Origin of the sequence: Meiothermus luteus (assembly GCF_003574085.1) — a bacterium.
GTDB lineage: Bacteria > Deinococcota > Deinococci > Deinococcales > Thermaceae > Meiothermus > Meiothermus luteus.
Genome location: NZ_QWKZ01000133.1, coordinates 1 through 5628, shown reverse-complemented (window position 1 = coordinate 5628; position 5628 = coordinate 1). Strand labels below are relative to the sequence as shown.

Here is a 5628-nt window from a genome sequence, read left to right as displayed (position 1 = left end):
AGAATGCCCCATACCCACCCCCTCCCCCTCCTTAGGGAGGGGGTTTTGCCTTAGGCTAAGAGCGGAAAGGCGCCCGAACGCCGCAGGTGGAGGAAAACCGTGCCAGAAACCCCCCAGGATGTGCTCGAGCTGCTCCAAACCCTCCTACAGCGAGCCTACGCCCCCTACTCCCGCTACTCGGTGGCCGCAGTGGTCAGGTCCAAAAGCGGCCGGCTTTACGGCGGGGTCAACGTGGAAAACGCGGCCTACCCCCTTTCGCGCTGCGCCGAGCAGTCGGCGGTCTTGCAGATGGTCTCCGCCGGCGAAAGAGAAATCGCCGAGGTCTGGGTGATGAGCCGGGGCCAACGCCCCGCCACCCCCTGCGGGGGCTGCCGCCAGGTTCTCATTGAGTTCGCCCCGCCCTCCTTGCCGGTGCACTGCCTGAGTAGCGAAGGAACCGCACTCCACATTACCCTAGGAGAGCTACTGCCCTACAGCTTTACCCGAAGCTACCTTGAGGAGGACTAACGCCGGTCGGGAACCACAATCCGCCCAGCGATGATGGCCTGGCGAAGGGCCCCCAGTTCGCGCCGCAGGTTCTCGGGGATAAGAGCTTGGTTGTAGAGGTCAAGCGCATAGCCCAGCCCGTTCTCCTTCAGGCCAAGACCAATCACCCCACCCCGGAAGGTGCCGCGGGCCACGGCCTCCACCGCCATCTGGGCGGCCACATCCACCCGTTTGAGCATGCAGGTAAGGCCGTGGTTGAGCGTGGCGGGGTTGCCGTCGGTATCTCCTAGGAAGTTTAGGTTCCCGTCCCCACCGATAAAAAACATCGGGCGGGTGTCCCCCGCGCACTCCCGGTTGTAGGCCTCGTACTTAGGAACCTGGGCAAAGGGGTTGCTGCGGAAGCGCAGCCCCCGGGGCAGCTCGTTGGCCCTGAGGCACTTGACCTGCTTCACGTAGTCAAAGACCCCCAGCCCCGAGGCCCCCGCCGCGGCGTAGATGATGTCGGCCCCTTGTGAACGCTGAAAGGCCGCGATTTCCTTGGCCTTGGCAGGGTCAGAGAAGGCCGCCGGGGTGTTCCCCACGTAGTTGACCACCACCCGACAGCCTGGGCAGGCCCGCCGCACCCCCTCGCGGTAGCCCACCTCAAACTTGTGAATGAGGGGTATGTCCATCCCGCCCACAAAGCCCACCACCCCGGTCTGGCTCAGGCGTCCGGCGATGTAGCCGACCAAAAAGGTACCCTCGTTCTCGCGGAACACGTAGGAGGCCACGTTGGGGGCCTCGGTGGCGGTGTCAATCAGGGCGAAGCGCTGCTCACGAAACTCCCGCGCGGCTGCGGCTACGCCCGGCTCGGTGGCAAAGCCCAAGCCGATGATGAGGTCAAAGCCCTCAGCGGCAAAACGCCGCACAGCCCCTGGAATTTGTGAAGGGTCGGTGGGTTCAAAATCAAAGAGCCGGCCCCCAAACTGCTGCACCGCGCGCAAAGCCCCACCATAGGCAACGCCGTTGAAGGTGGGGTCGGTCTTGGCACCCTCGCTGAAGACCATAGCCACGTTTCCCAAGGGCTGGGCTAGGGCCAGCCCCAGGCCCATCAAGGCCATGCAGAGGAGTTTTTTCATGAGAGGAAGGTTAGCACAAACCCTTTCCCTTGGCTACCCCTGCCAGGCCCCCTCAAAGCGCAGCAGCCACTCCTTAATCCCCTCCCGGCCAGCAAAACCCCCAAGCCGCCCATCGGCGTGGATGACCCGCTGGGCCGGAACCACCAAGAAAAAGGGGTTTGCTCGCAAAGCCGCGCCCACCGCACGGGGGGTGAGGCCCAGAAGGTGGCCCATCTGGGCATAGCTCCGGGTCTGCCCAATGGGAATACGCCGCACCGCCTCGTAGAGGGACACTCGGTGGGCCTCAAGGCCCTCGTAATTAAGCGGCAGGTCGGAAAAGGTCTCTTTCTTGCCGGCAAAATAGCGCTCAATCCTTCGGGCCAGCTCGAGGAGCACCCGGTTGGGGCGCGCCCGCCCTTCCTCCAAAAGGCGCAGCTCTACCCTTTGGATACCCCTCGAGCCAGCGCAGGCTAGAACGAGGCCAATGGGAGTAGGGACGAAAAGGGCGTACACTAGGGTCTACCCACCTCCTCCCGGTGGGGCGCCTCACGGGCCAGCGCACCCTCCAGCATCAAGCTCAAGAACTTGTTCATCTCGTCTTTGAGCTCCCTTTCCGGGGTGTAGGCCGCCCAGCGCAGGGCTGAAAGCAAGTAGACATCGGCGATGGAGCGGGAGATGCGTTCCAGCGACATATCCTTCCTGAGTTTGCCCTCCGCCCTCAAGGGGCGCAGGATATCGGCGATTAGGTCTCCCAAGGGCAGGGCCTCAAAGGCCGCTTTGGCGCGGGAGGGGTCAGGGTTCAGCAGCTCGTAGGCCAAAGGCGAGAGCAGGCTGCGCTCCCGCTCGCTCACCTCGGCCAGGCGCTCCCACAGCCGGTGCAAAACCTCCAGCGGCGGCTCCCCCCGCCTTAGCTCAGCCATAGCCTGTTCGCGCATCTCGCCCAGGAGCTGGGCCCCAAAGTCAAGCAGCACCGCCTCCTTGTAGGCGTAGTAGTTGAAAAAAGTGCCGCGGGAAACGTGGGAGGCCTTGGCGATGTCGGTGGCGGTGGTCTGGTGAAAGCCCTTCTCCCGGAAGAGGTTGATGGCGGTGCGGAAAATGCGATCACGACGGCGTAGCTTCTGCCTTTCCCGAAGACTGAGCATGGTGAGATTGTACCCGAGTCCAACAAACTACGCTAGCGGTTTTCTCGCCCGCAGCGCCCCTCAGAAGAGCTGCCCCAGGGTCCGAAGGCCCAGCCTCTCCCGAAGGAGCAGAAAGAGTTCGGCGGTGGCCAAGGCGTCCCACAAGGCGTGGTGCTCCAGGTGGGGGGGCAGCCCTAAGGCTTCCCGGGCTGCCCTGAGGCCCGAGGGCAGGGGCTGGGCGTGGGGCTCGAGCCGGGCGCGGTGGCGGTTGAGGCGGGCCACCAAGACCGCGGTGTCCACTACCCCGACAGCGGGCCAGGGCTGCCCCAGCTCCCTGCAGGCCCGCTTTAGAAAAGCTAGATCAACCTGGGCAAAGTGCAACAGAAGTACCCCCTGGGCCACGCGCCGGAACACCTCCGGCAACACCTCCTCCAGCGGGGGGGCCTCCTCCAACTCGGCTGGGAGGATGTGGTGGGCCCGCACCCCCTCAGCGGACAGGGCCTCCGGCCGTCTTGGGCGCACCAGGCTGTAGTAGTGCGCGCCGTAGGCAATCGCGCCGCCCTGGATGGGCAGCAGGCCCACCGAGAGAATCTGGTCGGAGGAGGAGAGGCCGCTGGTCTCCAGGTCCAAAGCCCAGTAGGTAGCCTCCCACCAGGCCAGACCCCTAGAACGCCAAGAAGCTTTGGGCCAGCGCAAAGCGGCGAACATAGCCCCTAACCCAATTGGTCGGTCTGGTAACGCGCGCTCAAAGACTCCTGCATCTGGCGGATATGCAAAAAGGCCTCCTTCAGGTGGCGGCGCTCTAGGGGCGAAAGCCCCTCCAGGGCCACCTTGTTGCTGGGCTGCTCCCCTCGTTTTAGCTGGGCGAGCTGTTCCCGCAAGCGCAAGCGCATGAGGAAGCCAAAGGCCTCCTCGAGGGTCTCAGCTCCCTCACGGCTCAGCCTCCCGGCTCGAGCCGCCGCCCTCAGCCGCTCCACGGTGGCCTTGGCCAGGCTCCCCGCCTCCAGGGCGTAGACTCGGGCCAGGGCCACAATCGGGGCGATCCCGCCCCTCTTCAGGTCTACTCCCCCGTCCTCAGCCCTTATCCGCCGGAAAAAACCCAAAGGGGGGCGAAACTGAAGGGAGGCTCGAGCCAGGTGGGCCAGGAATATGCCCTGCTGGGCGGTGTGGGCCACCACCGCATCCAGCGGCTCCAGGGACAAAGCGCCGCACACCTTGCGGTAGTCAAAGAAAATCTGGGCCTCTAGGAGCTCCTGGGGGGTGGGGCTCTCCACCCAGCCCCGGAAAAGCTGGACCCATTCCGCCAACGGCCTACACCAGCGGGTGGCCATGTAACCCCCAGGGCAGGGCGGAAAGCCCGCCCGAATCAGCCCATCCACCACAAACCCGGCCATCTGCGAAAAGTAGGCCTCGGCCTCCGGGGTCTTCTCCTCAAACACCAAGGCGTTGTCCTGGTCGGTCAGAAGGGTCTGCTCCATCCGCCCCTCGGAGCCAAACACCAACCAAGCATAGGCGCAAGGTGGCGGGCCGTTGTGCGCTTCAAAAAGCCCTATCAGCACCCGCACAAGCTGGTCGTTGAGGGTACTCACGCTGCGGCCAATCTCGCTGGGGGCCAGCCCTCCCGCAAGAAGCCCCTCCGTCACCCCCGAGAGCTCCCGGCTGTAGCCCCGAAGGTCGGCCAGGTCTTTGGTGCGCTCGAGCCGCCGCAACAGGTGCAGGGGGCTTCTGGCTTGCTTCCGCATGAACACCGTATCCGTTACCACCCCCACAATCCGCCCGTCCTGCTCCAGGGGAAGGTGGTGGATGCCCTGCTGCACCATAAAGTTCAGCGCCTCAAACAGGGGTGTGGAGGCGGGCTGGGTTTTGGCGGGCGCGCTCATCACCTGAAGCACCGGGGTCTTTGGCCCCCGCCCTTCGGCCAGCACCCGGTTGCGCAGGTCCCGATCGGTGAGGATACCTAAGGGTTCCCCTTCTACCAACACCGAACTCACCTGCTGATCCCGCATCAGCCGGGCCGCCTCCTCCACCGTGGCGTCACGGGGCACAAAAACCGGCGGACGGCTCACAAGCTCCCCCACCGGAAGGGACAGGTCTAGCCCGAGCAACGCCCCCTCGAGGCGGCTTGAAAACCGCAGCCGCTCCGCTAGGCCCCGGGTGAAGAAGGCAGCAAACTCCGGGTAGACCATAAGCTGCTGGAAGACCCGTTCACCCCATCGGTAGACCAGAAGGTCCTCATCGGCCACCACATCAAAGGCTGGGGCTTCCTGGGATAGAAGCGAAGGATAGCCAAACACCTCTCCCTCCTCCAGGTGCAGCACCGGCTGGCCCTCCCGCTCCAAGCGCACTGTGCCCTTGCGGATCAGGTAGAGGTGCTGGCTCCTAGCTCCTCCCTGCTCCAACACCTTGCTGCCCTCGGGGTAGAAGGCAATCTCGAGGCCTCGAGCCACCTTCTGCATGGCCTCTTCTGGTAAGAGGTGAAAAGGGGCTTGCTGGCGAACAAACTCGATGGGGTTCACAGGCCCTATCTTCCCCTATCGCGGCCGCCCTCCTGCGGCAGCCGTACGATAAGCCCAGAGGAAAGCCAGGCCGAAAGGGGCACGATCAGGCTCAAGGCCTGGTTGGCGGAGAACAAAAGCTGCAGCCCATAACCCAACACCAAGGCGGGCAAGAGCAGGAAGAAAATCCGGAAGATGCGCTCAAAACCGGGCTGAGGGGGCAAAGGCCAAAAACGGGAGAAGGCCAAGCCCATGCCCCCCCCCACCAAGACCGCCGAGGCGATGCGCAAGAGGTCAAGGGGGGTGGGAAAAGGCCAGCCGGTCAGGTAGTGGCCCACCGTGTAAAACAGAAACAAAAAAGACGATATACCCAGTAAAAGCCGCAAAAGCCGCAAGGTCAGGTTGGGGGGGACGTAGACCGAGGGGGAT

The 5628-nt window shown here is 64.3% G+C and carries 7 protein-coding genes; 1 reads left to right on the top strand and 6 read right to left on the bottom strand.

Annotated elements, in window-relative coordinates; genetic code table 11:
* Nucleotides 1–99 precede the first annotated feature (99 nt).
* Nucleotides 100–507, top strand: coding sequence for a cytidine deaminase (cdd, locus tag Mlute_RS13830; RefSeq protein ID WP_119361163.1), 408 nt, complete (start codon nt 100–102; stop codon nt 505–507).
* Here cdd and Mlute_RS13825 read toward each other — a convergent pair.
* From Mlute_RS13825 to Mlute_RS13800, 6 genes are all read right to left on the bottom strand, one after another.
* A complete protein-coding gene (locus Mlute_RS13825) occupies nt 504–1604 on the bottom strand; it encodes a BMP family lipoprotein (RefSeq protein ID WP_119361162.1) in 1101 nt (366 codons plus the stop codon). The two genes, cdd and Mlute_RS13825, sit on opposite strands and share 4 nt — an antisense overlap.
* Before the next feature lie 33 nt (nt 1605–1637).
* Nucleotides 1638–2096 carry a methylated-DNA--[protein]-cysteine S-methyltransferase gene (locus Mlute_RS13820; protein ID WP_119361161.1) on the bottom strand — a complete coding sequence of 153 codons (459 nt, stop codon included), beginning with the start codon at nt 2094–2096 and terminating at the stop codon, nt 1638–1640.
* Nucleotides 2096–2725: a TetR/AcrR family transcriptional regulator gene (locus tag Mlute_RS13815; protein WP_119361160.1), complete on the bottom strand. Its 630-nt coding sequence runs from the start codon at nt 2723–2725 to the stop codon at nt 2096–2098. The genes Mlute_RS13820 and Mlute_RS13815 overlap by 1 nt, the downstream gene beginning before the upstream one ends.
* Before the next feature lie 60 nt (nt 2726–2785).
* Nucleotides 2786–3412 carry a 3'-5' exonuclease gene (locus Mlute_RS13810; RefSeq protein WP_119361159.1) on the bottom strand — a complete coding sequence of 209 codons (627 nt, stop codon included), beginning with the start codon at nt 3410–3412 and terminating at the stop codon, nt 2786–2788.
* Nucleotides 3413–3417: 5 nt separating this feature from the next.
* A complete protein-coding gene (locus Mlute_RS13805) occupies nt 3418–5160 on the bottom strand; it encodes a putative nucleotidyltransferase substrate binding domain-containing protein (RefSeq protein WP_182482578.1) in 1743 nt (580 codons plus the stop codon).
* Between the two features lie 65 nt (nt 5161–5225).
* The coding region (locus Mlute_RS13800; protein WP_342770223.1) for a hypothetical protein at nt 5226–5628 on the bottom strand (403 nt) is incomplete at its 5' end.